This window comes from Lysinibacillus antri (genome assembly GCF_003977595.1).
Lineage (GTDB): Bacteria > Bacillota > Bacilli > Bacillales_A > Planococcaceae > Ureibacillus > Ureibacillus antri.
Genome location: NZ_RYYR01000001.1, coordinates 66128 through 86078 on the forward strand (window position 1 = coordinate 66128; position 19951 = coordinate 86078).

At 36.8% G+C, this 19951-nt stretch carries 16 protein-coding genes; 1 reads left to right on the forward strand and 15 read right to left on the reverse strand.

All coding sequences use genetic code 11. The features are described from left to right. Positions 1 to 27: 27 nt before the first annotated feature. From meaB to bcd, 8 genes are all read right to left on the reverse strand, one after another. A complete protein-coding gene (meaB, locus tag EK386_RS00355; protein ID WP_126657022.1) occupies positions 28 to 1110 on the reverse strand; it encodes a methylmalonyl Co-A mutase-associated GTPase MeaB in 1083 nt (360 codons plus the stop codon). Continuing rightward, positions 1110 to 3260: a methylmalonyl-CoA mutase gene (scpA, locus tag EK386_RS00360; protein ID WP_126657023.1), complete on the reverse strand. Its 2151-nt coding sequence runs from the start codon at positions 3258 to 3260 to the stop codon at positions 1110 to 1112. The genes meaB and scpA overlap by 1 nt, the downstream gene beginning before the upstream one ends. Then, positions 3257 to 4951: a methylmalonyl-CoA mutase family protein gene (locus EK386_RS00365; protein WP_126657024.1), complete on the reverse strand. Its 1695-nt coding sequence runs from the start codon at positions 4949 to 4951 to the stop codon at positions 3257 to 3259. Before EK386_RS00365 ends, scpA begins: the two co-directional genes overlap by 4 nt. Before the next feature lie 116 nt (positions 4952 to 5067). Then, complete coding sequence (locus EK386_RS00370) at positions 5068 to 6384, reverse strand: dihydrolipoamide acetyltransferase family protein (protein WP_126657025.1); 1317 nt, start codon at positions 6382 to 6384, stop codon at positions 5068 to 5070. Positions 6385 to 6404: 20 nt separating this feature from the next. Then, positions 6405 to 7388 carry an alpha-ketoacid dehydrogenase subunit beta gene (locus tag EK386_RS00375; RefSeq protein WP_126657026.1) on the reverse strand — a complete coding sequence of 328 codons (984 nt, stop codon included), beginning with the start codon at positions 7386 to 7388 and terminating at the stop codon, positions 6405 to 6407. Further along, complete coding sequence (locus EK386_RS00380) at positions 7379 to 8398, reverse strand: thiamine pyrophosphate-dependent dehydrogenase E1 component subunit alpha (RefSeq protein WP_126657027.1); 1020 nt, start codon at positions 8396 to 8398, stop codon at positions 7379 to 7381. Before EK386_RS00380 ends, EK386_RS00375 begins: the two co-directional genes overlap by 10 nt. Positions 8399 to 8563: 165 nt before the next feature. After that, positions 8564 to 9985: a dihydrolipoyl dehydrogenase gene (gene lpdA, locus EK386_RS00385; RefSeq protein WP_126657028.1), complete on the reverse strand. Its 1422-nt coding sequence runs from the start codon at positions 9983 to 9985 to the stop codon at positions 8564 to 8566. Between the two features lie 100 nt (positions 9986 to 10085). Continuing rightward, positions 10086 to 11180 (reverse strand): branched-chain amino acid dehydrogenase, encoded by a 1095-nt coding sequence (gene bcd, locus EK386_RS00390; protein WP_126657029.1) that lies wholly within the window; start codon positions 11178 to 11180, stop codon positions 10086 to 10088. A 317-nt stretch (positions 11181 to 11497) separates the two neighbouring features. Between bcd and EK386_RS00395 the strand changes: the two genes are divergently transcribed. After that, positions 11498 to 11740, forward strand: coding sequence for a DUF2627 domain-containing protein (locus EK386_RS00395; protein WP_126657030.1), 243 nt, complete (start codon positions 11498 to 11500; stop codon positions 11738 to 11740). A gap of 52 nt (positions 11741 to 11792) precedes the next feature. Here EK386_RS00395 and EK386_RS00400 read toward each other — a convergent pair whose 3' ends face one another. The 7 genes from EK386_RS00400 to recN all read right to left on the reverse strand — a co-directional run bounded on the left by EK386_RS00400 (position 11793) and on the right by recN (position 19948). After that, a complete protein-coding gene (locus EK386_RS00400; protein ID WP_126657031.1) occupies positions 11793 to 12518 on the reverse strand; it encodes a glycerophosphodiester phosphodiesterase in 726 nt (241 codons plus the stop codon). Continuing rightward, a complete protein-coding gene (locus EK386_RS00405) occupies positions 12518 to 14086 on the reverse strand; it encodes a FapA family protein (protein WP_126657032.1) in 1569 nt (522 codons plus the stop codon). The genes EK386_RS00400 and EK386_RS00405 overlap by 1 nt, the downstream gene beginning before the upstream one ends. Before the next feature lie 152 nt (positions 14087 to 14238). Then, on the reverse strand, positions 14239 to 14493 hold the full coding sequence (locus EK386_RS00410) for a phage holin (RefSeq protein WP_126657033.1): 255 nt from the start codon (positions 14491 to 14493) through the stop codon (positions 14239 to 14241). Between the two features lie 422 nt (positions 14494 to 14915). Next, on the reverse strand, positions 14916 to 15629 hold the full coding sequence (locus EK386_RS00415) for a S1 family peptidase (protein ID WP_126657034.1): 714 nt from the start codon (positions 15627 to 15629) through the stop codon (positions 14916 to 14918). A 400-nt stretch (positions 15630 to 16029) separates the two neighbouring features. Beyond that, positions 16030 to 16821, reverse strand: coding sequence for a sporulation transcription factor Spo0A (spo0A, locus tag EK386_RS00420; RefSeq protein ID WP_126657035.1), 792 nt, complete (start codon positions 16819 to 16821; stop codon positions 16030 to 16032). Positions 16822 to 17109: 288 nt separating this feature from the next. Next, the gene (locus EK386_RS00425) at positions 17110 to 18060 is read right to left on the reverse strand and encodes a SpoIVB peptidase S55 domain-containing protein (RefSeq protein WP_126657036.1); all 951 of its coding nucleotides are present in this window, start codon (positions 18058 to 18060) and stop codon (positions 17110 to 17112) included. 184 nt (positions 18061 to 18244) lie between these two features. Continuing rightward, the gene (gene recN / locus EK386_RS00430; protein WP_126657037.1) at positions 18245 to 19948 is read right to left on the reverse strand and encodes a DNA repair protein RecN; all 1704 of its coding nucleotides are present in this window, start codon (positions 19946 to 19948) and stop codon (positions 18245 to 18247) included. Positions 19949 to 19951 lie beyond the last annotated feature (3 nt).

Consider the following 19951-nt stretch of genomic DNA (forward strand, 5'->3'; position numbering starts at 1 on the left):
ACAAATTGATTTCATCAACTATGATTTTTATTGAGGGAATAGTTTCGTAACACCTTGTGTAACGGTTAACTTCCCTTGTAGGATCGCTTCCTCAATGGATTTTACTTGAACTTTTTTGTCACTGTTGTTAAAGAAGGAATCAATTAAATGATCGATTATCATGGAATGGAACCAATCTTTCGTCTGCTCTAGCCTTCTCGTCTCCCAATAGGAAGACTCTTTGATTGTTTTTTCAAACTGACACATCATATCCCATATTTCTGTTAGGCCTGTTTTTTCCAGTGAAGATGCTGGATGCGCTTGACTCATCCAGCCTGGTGTTGATGGCTGAAGGAAATGTAAAATTTGCATATATTCACGAACCGTTTTTTTCGCTTTGCGTACATTATCTCCGTCACTTTTATGTACAACAATACCATCTGCTAGCTCCATAATGCCTTTTTTCATCCCTTGCAGCTCATCGCCTGCTCCAGTTAATACAAGAAGTAAGAAAAAGTCCACCATCCCGCGCACATAGGTTTCACTTTGACCGACACCTACTGTTTCAATTAAGATCACATCATACCCTGCAGCCTCACAAAGTAACATGGTTTCGCGTGACTTTTTATGCACTCCACCGAGCGTTCCTGCACTTGGAGATGGCCGAACAAAGGCTTGTTTGTTTCGGCTCAATTCCTCCATCCGAGTCTTATCTCCTAAAATACTACCGCCAGATAGAGAAGAACTTGGATCGATGGCAAGAACGGCAACCTTTTTCCCCATATTACAAAGCATCGTTCCGAATGCCTCAATAAAAGAACTTTTCCCTGCTCCTGGTACACCCGTGATCCCAATGCGAATACTATTCCCTGTATAAGGAAGCAGTTCCTGAAGCAGTTGTTGCGCTTGTTCCTTATGGTCATTATTGGAGCTTTCGATTAACGTAATTGCCTTTGAAAGTGAAGTACGGTCACCAAGGCGTACTTCACTTGCTAATTTCTTTAAATCAATCGGTTGTTGTTTCTTTTTACGGAATTTCTTTGGTTGAATGTTCATGCCATCATGACCTCCTTCAACTCCAGGCATCACAAATAAGGCACTATTGTCTGGAACTGAATGACGCTCATCCATTATTCAGACACTTCCTCATAACCTAAACGTTTGTAGATTTCTTCAATAATTTTCATCGCTGAAACTGGAATCACTGTTCCTGGTCCAAAGATGGCAACTGCACCTGATTCATATAGGTACTCATAATCTTGAGCAGGAATTACACCGCCAACGATGACGATAATATCTTCCCGACCTAATTTCTTTAGCTCCTCTACAAGTTCAGGAACTAGCGTTTTATGACCAGCTGCTAATGAAGATACACCTACACAGTGAACGTCATTTTCTACAGCCATTTGTGCAGCTTCTTCAGGTGTCATAAATAGTGGTGAAATATCCACATCAAAGCCTAAATCGGCATAACCTGTTGCAACAACTTTAGCACCACGGTCATGACCATCTTGACCCATTTTCGCTACTAGTAAACGTGGGCGACGTCCTTCGTTTTCTAGGAACTCTTCTGTCATTTGTTTTACTTCAGTAATTAATTCATCATCTGAGAAGTTTGAAGAATAAACACCTGAAATTGAACGAATAACCGCTTTATGACGTCCAGAAACATTTTCAATAGCATCTGAAATTTCTCCTAAAGATGCGCGAGCACGTGCTGCATCAACTGCTACTGCCAATAAGTTTTCTTCACCAGTTTGTGCTGCATGTGTAAGACGAGCTAAATGCTTTTGTACTTCTTCTTCATTACGGTCTTCTTTTAATTTATTTAAACGTTCAATTTGTTTTGTACGAACTAACGTATTATCGATATCTAAAATATCAATTGGTTCTTCTACATCTAATAGATATTTATTTACACCAACGATTGTTTCAGATTTCGAGTCAATTTTCGCTTGACGTTTTGCAGCTGATTCTTCAACTTTCATCTTCGGTAAGCCTGTTTCAATCGCTTTTGCCATACCGCCTAGTTCTTCGATTTCTTGAATTAACGCCCATGCTTTTTCAGTTAGTTCGTCTGTTAATTTTTCAACGTAGTAAGAACCACCCCATGGATCGATTACTTTCGTCATAGCTGTTTCTTCTTGTAAGAATAATTGCGTATTACGAGCAATACGAGCAGAGAAATCTGTCGGTAATGCAATGGCTTCATCAAGTGCATTTGTATGAAGGGATTGCGTGTGTCCCATTGCCGCTGCATTTGCCTCGATTAATGTACGCGTTACGTTGTTGAATGGATCTTGCTCTGTTAATGACCAACCAGAAGTTTGTGAGTGCGTACGTAAAGCTAATGCTTTTGGATTTTTCGGATTAAAGGTACTCATCATTTGAGCCCAAATACGACGTGCTGCACGCATTTTCGCAACTTCCATATAGTAGTTCATTCCAATTGCCCAGAAGAAAGAAAGACGTGGTGCAAATGAATCAATATCGATACCAGCTTTTAAGCCTGTACGAACGTATTCAAGGCCATCTGCTAGTGTATAAGCTAACTCGATATCATTTGTTGCCCCTGCTTCTTGAATATGGTAACCCGAAATCGAAATCGAGTTAAATTTCGGCATAAACTTACTTGTGTATTCAAAAATATCCGCAATAATTTTCATCGACATTTCTGGTGGATAAATGTACGTATTACGCACCATGTACTCTTTTAAAATATCGTTTTGAATTGTTCCTGCAAGCTTTTCTGGTGTTACACCTTGCTCTTCAGCAGCAACGATATAGAATGCCATAATCGGTAAAACCGCACCGTTCATCGTCATCGAAACAGACATTTGATCTAACGGAATACCGTCAAATAAAATTTTCATATCTTCAATCGAGTCAATGGCAACTCCAGCTTTCCCTACATCCCCTTTTACACGAGGGTGGTCCGAGTCATAACCACGGTGTGTTGCTAAGTCAAAGGCAACAGAAAGACCTTTTTGACCCATTGCTAAATTACGACGATAAAATGCATTGGATTCTTCAGCAGTTGAGAAGCCTGCATATTGACGTACTGTCCAAGGGCGAGCAACATACATCGTTGGATATGGACCGCGCGTATTTGGTGCGATTCCCGCAACGTCATTTAAATGTTTTGCATCTTGAATGTCCGCTTTATTATAGAACTCATTCACTTCAATACCTTCATTTGTCATGAATGTACGAGTTGATTGAAGATTTTCATTTTGTAATACTTGTCCAATATTTACTGATTTAAAATTTGGTTTCGTCATTGTTGTACCCCTTTCACACTTTCAAGAACCTCATTTAGCTTTTTGACAATATTTTGGCCTGCAAAGATAAATCCGTTTAAGCCTGATTGTTGCCACTCGTCTTGTTCTTCTTTAAATTTACCTGCTACATCTAAAATTACGTTTTCAGGTTTATTTGAAAGTAAAGCTGGTACAAGCTCTTTTGCATCATCGTCTTTTGCTGCAACAATGACATAATCATAGTTTGCATTTTGTAACCATTGCGTTGCGGATTCAACCGTAAGTAATTCTCCAGATTGTTCTGGGATATTCCCTGCAGTAGCAAAGAACCCAGCCACAAAATCAGCACGTGGTTTGAAATCCTTCAGTTTTCCATAAGTTAAAACGCCGATTTTTGCTTGCGCTAATTTAAACTGTTCACGTAATTGCTCAAATGGAACTGCTAAACGTTTTACATCTGAAAGGATTGGATTTGTTTCAGTTGGAAGTTCATCAACTGGGTTTGCATAAATATTTGTACCAATTAATGATTCCTTACGCGTTTCAACTGCTTGTAAACGAGCATTGTACACTTCTTCTAAATCCGCTTGTAATGTGCCAGCACTTGCATACGCATCAAAACCACCAGCTTCTTCAATTTGATTGAATAAATCCCATGCTTTTTCAACATATTCCGCTGTTAACGTCTCAATGAAATAAGAACCACCTGATGGATCCAATACTTCAGCCACACGAGATTCTTCTTTTAATACAAGTAACACATTACGCGCAATTCGGATTGATTGATCAGTTGGCTTTGACAATACATCATGTGGATGTACCGTAATCACATCTGCACCACCGATTACTCCTGCAAATGCTTCATTACCAGCGCGTAGTAAATTTACATACACATCTAATTTTGAATAGCTGCGTAAAGAGTTTTCAGCTAGTACAGGAATCGCTTGTGGATTGTCGACACCAAATGCTGCTGCAAATGCTTTCCAAAGCACTTTAAACGCACGTAATTTTGCAATTTCTGCGAAGAATTGTGTATCAATCGCAAAGTTGACAAAAAACTTCTTGGAAACCTCTTCAAAACTCGATTCATTGGCAAACTTCGAAGCTAATGCTAAAGTAATCGCTAATTCTTGAACTGCATTCGCACCTTCATAATGATATGTAGCACTATTTGCACAGAAAGTTCGGACATTTTCAAAGCCATTTAATGTAAATTGTTTTTCAGAAATAATAAAACCTTTTATATTTTGTTTCTCTTCAATTTGATTGAAAACAGCAAGGATTGGATCATTGTCATTTTGTACAATTAGTTTGAATGGAGTCGTTGTTAAGATGTTTGCAAGCTTTGCTAAACTTTCGTTATCCCATTCAAATGCTGTACGGCTATCAATTGTAATATAATTATTTCCTTTATCTACACTATCCTGTAAGTTTGCAAAAAATTGTTCAGTTGTCCCACCAAAGATTTGTTGAGCAACGTTAAACCCTTCTGCTTCCTTTAATGATCGGATAGTTGAAATTTGATTTTCAAGTTGATCCCCTAACTTTTCAACTAACATCTCTTGCGTATAAAGTGGTGATAATGTTATATCCTCTTGTGTTTTTGTAAATAATGATTCAAATGGCTTCCCTTTTAATGCTTTTGTTGCTTCTTCCTTCCACTGATCATAACTTGCAGATGGAAATTGAATTTCTTTCATTTGTTTTGACATACTCTCGCTTAATAGCTGCCCCCTTTACGTATATAATTTTATTTTACCCTAGATAACATTACCAATAAAGAAAAAAATTAAAGGAAGCCTTATTTTACAAGGCTTCCCACGTATAATTAATAAACAGAAATCGTGTCTTCGTTTACATTTTCGAGAATATTTTTCACTCTATTTAGAAATTTCCCACAAATCAAACCATCTAAAATTCTATGATCTAAAGATAAACATAAGTTCACCATGTCCCTTGCAGCAAACATATTTTCATTTACAATAACAGGTCTTTTTACAATTGATTCCACCTGTACAATGGCAGCTTGTGGATAATTAATAATTCCCATCGATTGGACAGAACCAAATGAACCTGTATTATTCACCGTAAACGTACCACCCTGTATATGTTCAGAACGTAATTTACCATTCCTTACAAGTTGAGTAAGTTCATGTATTTCTTTGGCGATTCCTTTGATTGATTTATCATCGGCATTTTTGATGACTGGAACAAATAACGCATCTTCTGTTGCAACTGCAATGGAAATATTAATGTCTTTCTTTTGGATGATTTTATCTTGTGCCCAAACAGAATTCATCATCGGATACTCTTTTAAGGCAGTTGCAATAGCTTTTATGAAAAATGCAAAGTAAGTTAAATTAAACCCTTCCTTTGCTTTGAATTCCTTTTTAATTTTATTTCGATAGCTCACCAAGTCCGTTACATCAATCTCCATCATCATCCATGCATGAGGTACTTCCTGTTTACTTCTAACCATATTGTTGGCGATGGCACGTCTAACGGAAGTAACTGGAATCTCTATATCACCACTTTGATTTTCATAGGAATGGTGATCGTTCGTGCGGGATACACTTACACTTTGAACATTTGTTGATGGAATCTCTTTTTCTTGTGTCTGCGGTTGTGCTTTTTGTCCATTTTCAATAAAATTCAATACATCTTTTCTTGTAATGCGACCTTCTAACCCGGTACCTGAAATTTGTTGTAAATCAAGTTGATGATCCTGCGCTAATTTTAAAACTGCTGGAGAGTATCGCTTTTTTTGTGTATTTGATTGTAACTGAACCATTTCTGTTTTTGTATTATTTACTGGCTCTGCTTTTATCAATCTTCCCGCATTTAAAATAGCTGAACTAACATTTGTATTTTTTGATTGGACAACTACTGCAGGGTTTCCTTCATCGACAACCTCCATCGTACATACGATAGCACCAACAGAAAGCGTTTCACCTTCTTTAGCTATTAGTTCATGGATTGTCCCAGTAAATGAAGACGGGATTTCCGCATTTACCTTATCTGTCACCACTTCCGCTATCGGGTCATATTTATTTACTTTATCCCCTGGTTGTACTAGCCATTTTTCAATTGTACCTTCTGTAACACTTTCGCCCAACTGAGGCATTTGAATCGATTGAATGGTCATGAAGTACCTCCTCTTCTAACTTAGAAAGCTGCTAATGATCTCATTGCTTGTTCTATTTTTTCAGGGTTAATCATGAAAAACTTTTCCATTGTTGGTGCATATGGCATAGCAGGTACATCTGGTCCAGCAAGACGTTGAATTGGTGCATCAAGGTCAAATAAGCAATGTTCTGCAATAATGGCTGCCACTTCGCTCATAATACTACCTTCTTTATTATCCTCTGTGATGAGTAGTACTTTCCCCGTTTTACTTGCTGCCTCACAAATCGCTTCTTTATCTAATGGATAGACAGTTCTTAAATCTAAAATATGTGCTTGGATTCCATCATCTGCAAGCCTTTCCGCTGCTTGGATGGCAAAATGAACGGCTAAACCGTACGTAATAACTGTGATGTCGTCACCTTGGCGTTTCACATCTGCTTTTCCAATTGGCAAACAATAGTCTTCTGCCGGTACTTCACCTTTAATTAATCGATAGGCTCGTTTATGCTCAAAGAAAAGAACTGGATCTTCATCACGGATTGCCGCCTTTAGTAGCCCTTTCGCATCATAAGGAGTGGATGGAATGACGATCTTTAAGCCTGGTGTCCCGGCAAACATAGCTTCAACCGATTGGGAATGATAAAGGGCACCATGAATCCCACCACCAAATGGCGCACGGACTACCAATGGACAATGCCAATCGTTATTGGAGCGATAGCGCATTTTAGCTGCTTCGGATACGATTTGATTGACAGCAGGCATAATAAAATCCGCAAATTGCATTTCAGCAATAGGACGCATCCCAACCATCGCTGCCCCTATCGCAACACCTGCAATAGCACTTTCTGCTAAAGGGGTATCGAGAACGCGATAATCTCCAAATTGATTAAAAAGGCCAGCCGTTGTTTTAAATACACCGCCTTTACGACCCACATCTTCTCCTAAAATAAATACTCGTTCATCTCTTTCCATTTCTTCCTTCATGGCCAAATTAATGGCTTCAATGTACGATATTACTGCCATTTTCCATCTCCTCCTTCCTCATACACATATTTCAGCGCATGCTCAGGTTCTGCATAAGGAGCGTTTTCTGCGTAATCCGTTGCTTCATTGACTGTTTTTATAAGATCTTCATTAATTTGACGTAATAAATCTTCTGTCGCTACTTTCGTTTCTATTAAATACTTTTCAAATAAATGAATTGGGTCATTGGCTTTTCCCTCGGCTATGTCTTCCGCTGTACGATATTGGCGATCGTCATCATCTGAAGAATGTGCTGTCAATCGATATGTGACCGTTTCTATTAAACTCGGACCTTCTCCGTTTCGTGCACGATCTGCCGCTTCTTTGACAACTTTATAAACTGCTAGCGGATTTTTCCCATCCACTGTCACACCTGGCATTCCGTAGCCAATTGCACGGTCTGATACTTTTGCACATCCTAATTGGCGTTCTACCGGAACTGATATGGCATATTGATTATTTTCTACCATAATGATGACAGGCAATTTATGAACCCCTGCGAAGTTCGCCCCTTCATGAAAATCACCTTGGTTGGTTGAGCCTTCTCCTAAGGTAACAAAAGAAAGATAGTCTTTATTTTGGATTTTACCGGCCAATGCTACACCCACTGCATGAGGGACTTGGGTAGCAACTGGGGAAGAACCAGAAAGAATTCGATTTTTCTTTTGTCCAAAGTGTCCCGGCATTTGTCTGCCGCCGGAGTTTGGATCTTCTGCCTTCGCAAATGCAGACAACATTAATTCTTTTGGCGTCATCCCAAAATGTAAAACAATGCCCATGTCTCGGTAATAGGGTGCTATATAATCTTTCGTTGGATCAAGGGCAAACGCTGCACCTACTTGAGCGGCTTCTTGTCCTTGGCAAGAAATAACAAAAGGGATTTTCCCAGCTCGATTTAATAGCCACATTCTTTCGTCTAGTCTTCTTGCCATTAACATGGTTTCATACATTTTTAAAACTTCATTATTTGTCAAACCTAGCTCTTCATGGTGTATCGTTTCATTAGCCATACATTTCATCCCCCATTCTTCATCTCGAAATGAAAGTTTACTATTCTTTAATCTACTATTGGAATGGCGAAAATAAGTTACTCATATACACACAATCCTAATCAATGGATCAGTTATCTACTTAGACAACAATAAGTATTAATCTAATCTATTAAAAAACAATTGTTAAATATGAATCGCCTGATGATCTACTGCCATTGCTGCCTCCCCGATTACTTCACTTAAGGAAGGGTGGGGATGAATTGTTTCACCAATTTCCCAAGGTGTCGCATCAAGGAGCATTCCTAAAGCAGCCTCTGAAATCATGTTTGTCACATTTGGCCCAACCATATGAACGCCTAATAAATCATTCGTCTCTTTATGGGCGATTATTTTTACAAATCCATCTGAATCCCCATAGACTAATGCTTTTCCAACCCCTTTAAATGGAAACTTCCCTACCTTGATTTCGTAACCTTGCTCTTTAGCTTGTTCTTCAGTTAATCCAACACTTGCAACTTCTGGATAACTATAAATACATCTAGCTACATTTGTATAATGGATCGGTTTTGTTTTACCATGAACAATGTGTTCAACTGCAGCCATTCCTTCATGGGAGGCAATGTGAGCTAATTGCATCCCACCAATGCAATCCCCAATCGCATATATATGTTGTTCTTTTGTTTGATAATTTTCGTTCACTTTAATAAAGTTTGACTCCGTTTGAATTTCAGTATTTTCTAAGCCAATTCCCTCAATATTTCCTGTCCGTCCAACAGCTAATAGCATTTTATCGGCAGAAAATGTCTGCAATTCATTGCCAATTTTCGCTGATAGATGAACACCCTCATGTCGAGTGATCGAGTCAACCTGGATATGAGCACCCGTAATAATGTGAATGCCCCGTTTCTTTAGTTGCTTTTCTATTTCGTTTACAATCTCTTGATCTTCGGTTGGTAAAATTCGATTTCCATACTCAAGAACCGTTACATTTACCCCAAAATCAGCAAGCATGGACGCCCATTCAATTCCGATTACCCCACCACCAACAATAATGATAGATTGTGGCAATTGCTCGAATTGTAATGCTTCATCTGAAGTAATAATGGTCTGACCATCAATCTCAATGCCATCCAAAAGTCGGGGACGTGAACCTGTGGCGATGATTACATTTTTAGGAATAAGCATTTCATTGTCCGATCCATCTTCCATTTCAACGGAGATTGTCCCAGGCATTGGTGAGAAAATAGAAGGTCCGAGAATACGCCCTGTCCCATAGAAAACATCGATTTTCCCCTTTTTCATTAATCCCTTCACACCTTGATGTAGTGTATCAACAATGGACTGTTTTCGATTTTGAACTGCTTGGAAATTTAACTTGATTGTCGACAAATCAATTCCGTACTGCGAGGAAACTTTTGCTTGCCGATACATTTCGGCACTTCGTAGTAATGCCTTACTTGGGATACATCCTTTATGCAAACAAGTTCCGCCAAGATTTTCTTTTTCAACAATTGCTGTTTTTAATCCCAGTTGAGATGCACGTATTGCTGCTACATAGCCACCTGTTCCACCGCCAAGAATAACTAAATCATATTCACGTGCCAAACATACCCCTCCTAAATAAAGTAGGTTTATTTCATCCCTTACTTTAGTGAAATAATAGGGAAGCAAAGATATTCTTTACTTCCCACCATGTAAGTTCCCCTTATCTACCGTTTAAAATATTTTTACCATTTCGTAAAAATTGCTTTCTTGATTTTGCAACTCGTTCAATTCGTTCTTCAGCTAAACGATTTGCAGCTAAATACGTCGGAATATTATCACGTTTTGAAATATCAAAGATTTTTAATATGCTGTCATAAATCGTTTCTACTCGTTTCATGGCACGCTCACGATTATATCCATACAACTCATCTGCTACATTGATTACGCCACCCGCATTAATCACATAATCCGGCGCGTAAACGATTCCTTGTTCATGAATGATTTGGCCATGTTTCGAATCTTTTAATTGGTTATTGGCTGACCCTGCAATTACTTTTGCTTTTAATTGAGGGATTGTCTCATCATTGATAATCGCCCCTAATGCACAAGGAGAAAAAATATCGACATCTTGTTTATAAATGTCATCCGGATCTACAGCAATCGCATTGAAATCATGAACGACGCGATCGACTGCTTTTTTATTAATGTCTGTCACGATTAATTTTGCCCCTTCTTTATGAAGGTACTCGCATAGCGTATAGGCTACATTTCCAAGCCCTTGAACTGCGATTGTGCGTCCTTCTAAAATATCTACTCCGAACGCTTCTTTTGCTGCCGCTTTCATTCCAAGGTACACACCATATGCGGTAATTGGTGAAGGATTACCCGAAGAACCGAATGTAGGTGAGATACCTGTTACATAATCCGTTTCTTCGTGAATTAAGTCCATATCTGTAACCGTCGTTCCAACATCTTCTGCCGTGATATAACGACCATTCAAACCTTGAATAAATCGTCCTAAAGCACGAAACATCTCTTCATTTTTATCTTTAAAAGGATCCCCGATAATAACGGTTTTTCCTCCACCTAAATTTAATCCTGCTGCAGCGTTTTTATAGGTCATTCCGCGAGCAAGTCGCAGTGCATCTTCAATTGCCTGTTCCTCTGTCGCATAGGTCCACATTCTCGAACCCCCAAGAGCAGGTCCTAATGTTGTGTCATGAATTGCAATAATTGCTTTTAAACCTGAAGATTTGTCCTGGCAAAATACTAATTGTTCATAATCATACTTTTCCATATACTTGAAAATTTCCACGAGTCCAATCTCCCTTCAAATGAAAACGCTTTCTCTCTGCAATAGATAAAATAATAACTAAAAAAAACATTATATTTCTAATAAAGCACTTACCTAATTTTACAATACTTACAATTTCGTTTTGAAGCAACTATTATTATCTGATTTAAATTAATTAAGAATTTTCGGACTATTAAATCAATTCATACACCTATAGAGATGGGATTGTTTTTATTTAAAGAAAATTAATTATTATTCTATCTTATGTAATTTGCCACCCTTCCTTGACTTTCCTTTTCACCATTGTAAAATTAAAGTAGTTGTAAGGAGGATACAAGATGGCAAGAATGCTAGCGTTTATCATTATGCTGATCCCTGCATTAATGGCTGGTGCTGGAATAAAATTTATGAGGGATACATTATTTGGTAAGCTCATTTCCCCATTCCCGTGGATTTGGTTACAATTTGTTGTTGGGGTCATTTTCTTTGTAATTGGACTTGGTTTTTTTGCTGGTTTTTTACTACATCGTGACCGCAAAAAAGGTAAAGTAGCCCCAAAATTCCAAAAGGGTTCAAAATAAATAACAGACGTTCAATGGATAGGTATTTCATTCCTACTTTGAACGTCTGTTTTCATTTAATCTTTTTAGTTGTTTTTGCTAGGCGGTCCGGAAAATCTGTAATCCAACCAATAACAGCAGGATGTGGATTTGATAAAAAAGATTCAGACCCATTTATATTGTAAAATCGAATCCCTTTTTGTGCATTTTGACAAACATCTAAGTTTTGTGATTTGTAGTAGCTTTTATTGGCATGGATTGCATCAAAATGGGTCGATGCTTCCATCGTTTCCCACTTAAATTTCTTTGTCACGATGAACGCCGTTTCAACATCTGGTCTTTGCATTTTGACAATTCGTATGAGTGAATCGTGAAAAGAAGAGAAGTGACTACCACTTGGGATTTGTAAACGTTGTAACACGTCAATAATTGGTTTCATATTATCTACTAACGATTCCTTTAGTTCAATGTTTAACGGCATTTGATGCACATTCGCCCACTCCACAACTTCCTGAAACGTCGGAATGCGGTTTTTAGAAAATCTTCGCAATAAATTTTTACCTAGTGGGTAGGTAGATAATTCACTAAAAGTCAGTTCATTAATTCGTTTCTTTTTACCAGTCAGTCGAAATAAATCTAAATCGTGAAATACAACAAGAATATCGTCTTTTGTACACTGAATGTCGAGCTCAATACCATCTGCACCAAGTACTCTTGCTTTCTCGAATGCGACGAGGGTATTTTCTAATGCCTGTGCAGAAGCTCCACGGTGAGCAAATATCGGAATACCCTGAGCCATTACACATTCAACTCGCCAAACTCTAAGAGAAATGTCCCTTGAGTCACTTTAGTAAGTAAAGATGATTTTGTGCCAATTTGTATAAATGTACCCGGATGCGCTTCCTTTTTCACGACAATCTCCTCTTTTCCAACATTTTTCAAATTGTACATTAACTCTTTTATTTCTTGATCTAATTTGACAGCATTAGTTTTCTTTTTCTCTATTTCATCTTTTAATAATTTTAAAGCTTGAGCTTGTTGATTACTTAGTTTCTCTTTATATTGTCCTATAAGATTAATTTTTGTCGTGATTTGAACAATTTCTTCTTGTGTTTCTTTTAATAATGAAGCCTTCTCTTGAATAATTTCATAAGCTTGATGCTTACTTAAGCTTTCAATTATGAGTTCTGTTCTTCTTTCTAAATGGTTTCCAGCATAAGCCGTCACAATCATATTTTTCGCCACAGCTTTACCGCCGATAATTTTACCTTTTCGTTCATCGACTAAGATCGTATTGGCAACGAGATATGAACCTAAAGAATAAGAACCGATTACAATTTCCTTTTTTGCCATCAGGTTCGCATCATTAACATGCTTTACAAAAATACTGCCACCTGCTTCAATTTCCGTTTCTCCCATCCCAAAAATGCCACCTTTTATGTAAATATCTCCTTCAGTGGATTTTATGAGTTTAGCTCCTGAAACACCACCAGGATCCTCAATCGATATGTCACCTGTTGCAATAACAGAAAAGCCATTTGAAACCGTACCTCTGATTGTAACAGACCCATCAAATTTTATATTTCCGGTTTCGAGTCCAATATCTCCATCAATTGGTAAATGTCGATTGACGGAAATTAAGCCTTGTCTATTTTCGACTACACCACTATTGGTTGCATATAATACAACTTTTCCATCTTCTTCAACTTCGCGAGCAGAATGTTTGTCGTATTTTAGTTGTGCATCTTTACCAAATGGTGCCGGAATAACTTCACCATGTACATTTTTACCTTCTATACCAGGTTTAGGTGGAATTTTTTCCCCTAACCAATCTCCCTCTTTTATTTCAAAAATAAAGTTCATTTCAAAATAATCCGCTTTTCCATCTTCACGAATTTCGGGTTTTCTTTCTGGAATCTCTAAATATTTTAACACTGCGTCTTCACCAGCAGTTGGGGGTGTTCCTTGAGCGATTAAACAAGCTTTACCAGGGACAATTTTGTTCAAATCAATATCAGTGATACCATGAACAATATTATATTGAGAAAGCATCTCTTTTATTTGGGCTATAATTTTTTCTTGGTCTTCGCGGATTTCATCAATTGTTGCATAAATAAAAACAGAAGCCGACATTTTATCATTTGCGATTTCAATTTCAATATTCGGAAGCCATAGACCAATTTCTGAACGATCCGCTTCTTTTCCTAGTGCGTTTTTCAACATTGAAAAGTTCGTTAGTTTAATTCGTGGATAAGATCTTAAAATCCGATCTAATTCTTTTATCGGAAATCCTTTTTTAATAGTTCGAATATACACTTTACCGTTTTCTTCAAAAAGCTCTAAAAAGTCATTTGTAAAAATAATCACCCAAATCCCTCCCTTCTTTAAGTATATCGAAAGTTTCATCTTTTGTTTAGAGACCTTTCTCATATTCAATACAAATTTTGTTAAAATCTATTTTCCCATATTTTTCTCCATGTTCTAAACTCCATTAGAAAAATTTCTAATGGAGTTTCGTATTATTCTTTTCTCGGCTTTTTATATGTGAGTGCTTGATTACTATCTTTCATCCCCGAAGTAGTAGGGTCGATAATGACACCTAACAAGGCAAGAATCATTAAGACCGTTTCTAACGTTTGCTGAATCTGAGAACTAATGATGGTTACATCTACTCCAAAGATTGCAGCTACTTGGTTTGCTAGTAATGCTAATGCAGAAACAAGAGCTATCCAAAACTGGCGATGTCTTAAACGAACTTTCCAATTGATTTTCATTCTTTCACCCCCTCTATCAATCTCATAATTAGTTTCTTACTATATTATTCAAATTATCTATTACAAAATAAAAAGAATGCCTATTAGAAAATCATTAATCCCTTGGTAGTTCTGGTATAGCGAATAATGAGAATATATTTTAGATGCTTATTAGCAAAAATAAAAAAACACTTCTAACTAACAAGATTTTGCACTTGTTAAATAGAAATGTTTTTATATGAATATTATATTAATCTATTGAGACGCAACCAACTCAATACGAATTTTGTCTGCAAGTATGTCCATGCATTCTGAGCATATTGTTGATGATAGAGCAATTCGTTAGCTGTTCTGTTTTTTTATGCATAAAAAGCACCTCCATTAATTAGTAGATATAAAACCAATAAATAGACGTGCTTGATAGTTTCTTAAAGTTTGAAAGGTTATAATTTCCTCTTTATTAATAAATTTGATGATTTTAAACTATTCACTACTGTATTTATAGGGATAGCATAACCAATACCAAGATTCAAATTTCTTTGCATTTGTTTTATCAAAATTTGAATAAATTTCACTAGATTAGTTCCACCAATTACCTCCATTTCTTTTGACTTTGCCTGTTGCACTTCTGTCAAAATATAAGATAATCCCCCATGTTTTGCATTCACTATCCCAACTAATTCGCCCTCCGAATTGAATAACGGTCCACCTGAATTACCATGGTTAATAGATGAATCGATTCTAATTAATTCAAATCCATCCACCGGCTCAAATCCAGCTATATTTGCTGAAAGGGCTGTTATTTTTTTTATATTTAACGGAAATCCAACTACAAATGCTTCCTGCCCAATTTTCACCGCAGAAGAATCACCCATTCTAACCCCTTTGCCAAGGGATTTGTCTACCTCTAAAATGGCAATATCTTTAATTGGATCATTGAAAGTTATTTTACATTCCCGAGCGTTATCTTCTCCCGAGAATCTAGCAATATTTAAAAGATTAGGCTTTATACAGTGGGAGCAAGTGATGATCTTAGTGCCATCTCCAATAACAACACCTGAGCCAGATGAAATAACTTTCTTTTCTTTTGGACTATTGAGAACACAGATATTTACCACCGAGCCCTTTATTTGTTCGAATTGCTTTGAAAAGTCCATTTTGATCCTCCTAGAAATTATCGTCGCCTCTTTTCTAAGTAGTATATGGATTAGTTCACTTTACTGTTTTTCATCGTTAACTAGATCAATTGTCACTTTTATCGCCCACACTAATCTAGTTGGAGTGAGGAGAAGATTACTTCATGACATTAAATTTACAGCGCGTGCGGAAATTAATGTTACTGATAAATAGTTCAAGTTGTTACATGAGGTAGGAATTGAAGTAAATACTAGAAGGAATGTAGAAAACACCTGAAAAAACTTAAAAAAAACAACCAACGAATAAAATAATTCATTGGTCGTTTATTCAAAAGTGTATTGGTTTATAAATTGATGTTAAGTAATAATTTCCCAAAGTTTATTGGTTCCTTATCTCTTACAGACCCACTTGCATCAACTCTTAAGACGCAACCAACTCAATACGAATTTTGTCGGCAATCATCGCAATGAATTCCGAGTTCGTGGGTTTGGATTTTAAATGGTGAACTGTGTAACCAAACATTTGTGAAATCGACTCGTAGTTTCCACGGTTCCATGCCACTTCAATGGCATGTCGGATGGCACGTTCAACACGTGAAGGCGTTGTCCCGAATTTTTTCGCAATTTCTGGGTATAAAATTTTTGTAACGGAACCTAATAGTTCAATATCATAATAAACCATTTGAATCGCTTCTCTTAAGTACGAGTACCCTTTAATATGCGCTGGGACACCAATTTCTTTAATAATAGCTGTAATTGTCGTATCCAGTTGACGTTGGTTCACCTTTGTTTGTGTTTCAGGTTGTAGGATGCTCTGTCTTTTTACAGTTTCTGTTTTTTGTCCAGCACAATGTAAAATTTTCTGTACAAGCTGATCAAATTCAAACGGTTTTAACATAAAGTATGATGCTCCGTACGTTACGGCTTGTTTCATGACATCTTCTTGGCCAAAAGCAGTTAACATAATTACTTGTGTCTTTGCCATGCGATCATCACTATACATCGCCTCAAGCACACCTAAGCCATCTAAATGCGGCATGATAATATCTAGAAGGAGTACATCTGGTTGAAATTCTTCTAACATTTTTATACAAAGTTTACCATTTGGAGCAGTTGCTACTACTTCAATGTCTGAATGATTTTCAAAATATTGTTCCATTGTCCTTACTAAATCTCGGTTATCGTCGGCAATTGCCACTTTTACTTTCGTCAAAAAAAGTCCCCCTTTTATCGTAACTACAAGCTTTCAACTTGATATAGGTCCGCTTCCCATTTTATGTCACAGTTTTCTGATACTTGACAATTGTATTTTCGACATTTCTTCTTAAAAACCTTTTTTAATCCCAAAAATAATCAAGTTGTATGATACTTTCATGTTAAATCGACAAGTTTCTTTATGTATTGAAGCGTGATGATTATAACACATACTTTTGCCATGTATTATTTTAATAAAAAAACAAAGAAAAGACTATACTTTTTAATCAGTATAGTCCTTTTCTCCTTATTTCGGCTTTTTCTTTAACATTTCTGTTACCGTAATCGCTGCACCTTTTGAAGGTTGTTCGACAAACATATGGGTAACAGCACCTACAAATTGTCCTTTTTGTATGATTGGACTACCACTCATCCCTTGTAATATTCCGCCTGTTTTATCTAATAATTCTTTATCCGTTACAATGAATTGTAAAAAGTTATCCTCAATTTTAATGATATCAATTGAAAACGCTTCAACTTCAGAGCCTTCAATGGCCGTATAAAGTTCTGCGCTTCCCAATTCGATATCTTCCTCGTGCATAATATCAATTGGTTTACGCAAACTGTCTTTTAAATTGCTTTCCCAGTTTCCAAATATTCCGTATGACTCATTTGAATTAATATTTCCTAGACGAATGTCGTTTTTTTCAATTACTGAAATTTTATAGCCAGGGTTACCAGGACTACTTTTCTTTATTTGTTCTATGGAGGCTAAAAAAATTGACCCATTTTGAAAATTTGGCGGTTCATTTAATACACCATCAATAATTTGATGACCTAAAGCGCCGTATTGCTTTGAATCCGGATCTATAAAGGTTAATGTTCCTATACCATCTGTTTCATCCTTTAAAAACGGCAAAATATTATTTGCCTGTTCATTTGTTAAAGAGATATCACGTTTTTCTTGGGATTTCTGTTTAACCGAAATCGTTAAATCATTGGCTTCAATTTGTTGCTTTAGTTTTTCAACTGAAGAAATCGTTTCACCGTTTACTTCAGTGATGACATCTCCCTTTTTAAGCCATTGTCCATTCGGTAAAAGAACATCATGTGCAACGTATACAAATGGCAATTGTAACTGTATTCCGATTGACTCACCCATCGGTATTAATTTTTTCGCGGATGCAAAAGCACTCGGCGTTAAAATTAATATCGAAAGCAAAAGCAACGTCAAAAGGTTACGCAAATGAAATCTCATAGTCCACCTCCTTTAAGTTTCGTACATTTACTATGTGTCAGTTGTACAGCATTAATGAGAGGTAAATATTTGTCGTGACTTTTTTCATAAGGCAAGTAATTGTTGAAAAAAGCAGTCTCAAAATACGAGACTGCTCTTCCTTCAATTTTGGTTGTCTAACATTTTTTAACGCTCATTTCATTATTTAAACGGACATGCTCTTCATTTCATGTTTTCGTACATTGGCAAGTTTCAGTAGCTCTGATGCATGTTGCAACGTTAGATCGGTAATTTCTGCACCACTCATCATTCGGCTCACCTCTTCAATACGAGAGCTTACATCAATATTTGAAACAGATGTATAAGTACGATTTTGCTCGACATGTTTTCGAATTAAATAATGTTGATCTGCCATCGCAGCCACTTGTGGTAAATGGGATATGCAAAGAACTTGAGAGTGCATCGAGATGGCAGCAATTTTTTCAGCAATTGCTTGTGCGACACGGCCACTTACCCCAGTATCCACCTCATCAAAAATAATGGATGTAACCCCATTGGAAGATGAAAAAATGGTTTTTAATGCAAGCATAATACGAGATAATTCTCCACCTGAGGCAATTTTAGGTAAAGATTTTGGCGGTTCCCCGACATTTGTTGATATATAGAATGATACATAGTCTTTCCCATTCATATCAAAACTATGTAACGTTTCAAAATTAACGATAAACTTTGCTTTTTCCATATGTAAATCACGTAATTGTTCCATAATTGCATCCGCTAAATCCAATGCACTTTTATTTCGGATTGCTGTGAGTTCTGTTGCTAGTACCTCTAATGTAGCTTCCATTTCTGCTAATTTTTTCTCACTATTTTGAATGGCTTCATCATGATTTTGTAGCTTTAATAATTCTTCTTTTATTTTTTCAAAGTAATTCAAAATTTCCTCGACCGTGGAACCATATTTTCGTTTCATTGTCTGATACAATTGTAATCTTTGTTCCACTTCATTTAAGCGCTCTGGTTCGAACTCAAGTTCATCTAATACATTTTTAATTTGATGTGCCGCGTCTTGTAGCCCATAAAATGCATTTGCAACGGTTTCTTGCGGTTCATTAAATTGGTCATCTAAGGACACAATATCGCTTAAGGCATTCATAGCATCACCGATAAAATCAAGACCTTTTTGTTCCCCAGAAATAGCATTGTAGGCAACACTCACACGTTCAAAAATTTTATGAAAGTTGACTAACCGGCGACGTTCATCCTGTAGCATTTCTTCTTCATTAATTTTAAGGTTTGCTTCTTCAATTTCTTTTATTTGAAATTGATAAAGATCAATTCTTTGTGCAATTCGTTGTTCATCTAAGTTTATAGCAGCAAGCTCGCGTTTAAAATCCCGATACATTTGATATTTTTCCGTGTATCGTTCTTTTACATCAAGTAACTGTGAGCTTGCAAAATAATCTAATAAGTGGATATGCTGCTTTTCATCCATTAGTTCTTGGCTTTCATGCTGGCCATGTATATCAATTAATGTGCCACCAATCTCACGTAAAATCGTTAAAGGTACAAGTTTTCCATTCACACGACAAACACTTTTCCCATTTTCATTAATGTCTCGTCGAAGAATAATGGTTCCTTCTTCACTGTCGATTCCTGATTCCACAAGTTTTCCGAAGATTGGGTGGTTTTCATTTGTAATAACAAATAGACCTGTTAATTCAGCCTTTTTTGCACCATGACGAACAAATTCATGGGATGCTCGTCCCCCTGCTAGTAAATGAACTGCATCAATAATAATTGATTTCCCTGCTCCCGTTTCACCAGTTAACACTGTAAGCCCTTCCGAAAAATCAATCGTCAAGTCATCAATAATTGCAAAGTTACGAATACTAAGCTCTTTTAACAAGAA